Origin of the sequence: Henriciella sp. (assembly GCF_049649345.1) — a bacterium.
Lineage (GTDB): Bacteria > Pseudomonadota > Alphaproteobacteria > Caulobacterales > Hyphomonadaceae > Henriciella.
On sequence record NZ_JBARZC010000523.1, the window covers coordinates 1 to 2,389 of the forward strand.

The 2,389-nt window shown below is 60.6% G+C and carries 2 protein-coding genes and 1 pseudogene; 2 read left to right on the plus strand and 1 reads right to left on the minus strand.

Annotated elements, in window-relative coordinates; genetic code table 11:
• Positions 1-306 (minus strand): annotated as a pseudogene (locus WA989_RS14430) (hypothetical protein); the annotation flags it as partial.
• A 110-nt stretch (positions 307-416) separates the two neighbouring features.
• Here WA989_RS14430 and radC point away from each other — a divergent pair.
• Both radC and WA989_RS14440 read left to right on the plus strand, forming a co-directional pair.
• Positions 417-1,154 carry a RadC family protein gene (radC, locus tag WA989_RS14435; RefSeq protein WP_424341182.1) on the plus strand — a complete coding sequence of 246 codons (738 nt, stop codon included), beginning with the start codon at positions 417-419 and terminating at the stop codon, positions 1,152-1,154.
• Positions 1,155-1,304: 150 nt separating this feature from the next.
• Positions 1,305-2,389, plus strand: a 1,085-nt coding sequence (locus WA989_RS14440; protein ID WP_424341183.1) for a DEAD/DEAH box helicase, incomplete at its 3' end; no start/stop codon positions are given.

Below are 2,389 nucleotides of genomic sequence, written 5' to 3' on the forward strand. Positions count from 1 at the left end.
CAGCGTGCCGGAGAGAATGTAGAAATATTCGTCTTCCAGCGTGTGAGTATGGGGCGGAGATCCGGGACTGTTGGGCGGCAAGATAAACTCGTAGATCGTCACCTCACCGGCAGATTCTCCACTCGAAAGGAGAAGGCGCACAGGGTGGAACGGGTTCTCCATGTTCGCGCCTGTTTCTGCACGAACAAGTTTGTCGGGATGCTCCGCGGCGCTTTCGCTAAGATGGTCATGCCCATGTCCATCGGCATGCGCGCAGGCACCAAGCCCGATGAGGACTGCTGAAATCGCCACTTTCAAGAGTGTCATGTGTCCCCTCCTCCAGTTATGACCGCCAGTTTTCGCAAATTGGCTCGCTTGGCAAGCTTGACCCGAAGGCTCTAAAGAACATAAATGGAACAACCGGAAGCTTGGGGACCATGATGCGACACCTTGAAGAAGCGCCCCTTCTCGGACTTGACGCGGCTCGCCAGTTTGCCGCTCCGAAACCGCATTGGCAGGGCCATCGCGACCGGCTCAGGACCAGACTCATTGAGCGCGGGGCCAATGCGTTGGAAGATTATGAGCTGCTTGAAACCCTGCTGTTCGCCTTTATCCTGAGACGAGATGTGAAACCGATTTCCAAGGCACTCATTGCGCGGTTTGGATCGCTCAGTGGTGTACTCGCCGCCAGGCCGGCCGATTTGATGAAGGTGGCCGGCGTTGGTGAGACGGTAGCTGCCTACCTCAAGGCCACTGCGGAAATCGGGGCTCGCGCGAGCCGCGAGGCGCTGCAGGCACGGACGGTCATTTCAAGCTGGTCGGCTTTACAGGATTATGTGAAGCGCGAGCTCCAGCATGAAGGGCGCGAGCAATTTCGCGTGCTTTTCCTTGATCGCAAGAACCAGTTGATCGCTGACGAAATCATGGGCCATGGCACGGTCGATCATGCCCCGGTCTATCCGCGCGAGATTGCCCGGCGCGCTCTCGAATTACAGGCGTCGAGCCTTATCCTCGTTCACAATCATCCATCCGGCGATCCGACGCCCTCACGGGCCGATATCGACATGACGCGCGAGATTATGGATGCACTCGACGCTCTGGAGATTACCGTTCACGATCACCTTATCGCAGCCCGTTCCGGTGTCACGAGTTTCAGGGCGCAGGGCCTGATCTGATCAACCAGCAGGCGGGTCTGCGAGAATGTTTGGTAATGCGGCGGCAAGTCGGGTATGGAGGCCGCATCGACAGCGCTTTCGATCCTTCGGACGGTCGCTGCCAGGCCGCCGATCACGAGCGGCTGTTACCGGAATACTGAAAGCCCTTCCATGACTGAACCCTCCGCCGTCGCCCCCACTCTGGGCAAGGCCCTTGCCGCGCGTGGCTATACCAGCCTGACGCCCGTACAGAGCGCCATGCTGGATCCTGCCTTGGAAGCCCAGGACCTGCTTGTCTCGGCGCAGACAGGGTCTGGAAAGACGGTGGCGTTCGGCATCGCCATGGCATCGTCTGTCCTGGCGGGAGAAGAAAGGCTAAAGCGCGCTGACACCCCACTCGCCCTGGTTGTCGCGCCAACCAGAGAGCTGGCCTTGCAGGTTCAGCGCGAGCTTGAATGGCTTTACGCCGATGCTGGCGCGCACGTCGTTTCCTGCGTCGGAGGCATGGATCCACGGGATGAGCGGCGCGCACTGCAGCGGGGCGCTCATATCGTCGTCGGCACGCCCGGACGGCTCGTCGATCACATCAATCGGGGCGGACTGGTTCTGGACGCACTTCAGGTCGTCGTCATGGACGAAGCCGACGAGATGCTCGACATGGGGTTTCGCGAGGAGCTGGAGACCATTCTTCGCGCCGCTCCAGACGACCGGCGCACCCTGCTCTTCTCGGCGACCGTGTCCAAGCCGATCGCTAAACTGGCCGCCAATTTTCAACGCGACGCCGTCCGCATCAATACAATTTCCGAAACGGACCAGCATGTCGATATCGAGTATCGTGCACACGTAGTGGCCCCGGCTGATGTCGAAAATGCCATCATCAATGTGCTCCGGTTTCACGAAGCCAAAAATGCGCTCGTCTTCTGCAAGACAAGGGCGAATGTGAACCATTTGCTGGCGCGCTTCCACAATCGCGGCCTGAGCGTCGTCGCGCTTTCCGGCGAACTTAGCCAGAAGGAGCGCACCCACGCCCTGCAGGCGCTACGGGACGGACGCGCGAATGTCTGTGTCGCGACCGATGTGGCCGCGCGCGGGCTCGACCTGCCCGACCTCGACCTCGTCATTCATGCCGACCTGCCGTCCAATCGCGAAGCGCTTCTGCACCGCAGCGGGCGCACAGGACGGGCCGGCCGCAAGGGCGTTAGCGTCCTCGTCGTGCCGTTCAAGGCGCGGCGCCGCATCGAGCGGCTACTGAACGA

Excerpts from the sequence above, each read along its gene's own strand:
- radC (WP_424341182.1), top strand. The coding sequence starts at position 417 with ATGATGCGACACCTTGAAGAAGCGCCCCTTCTCGGACTTGACGCGGCT.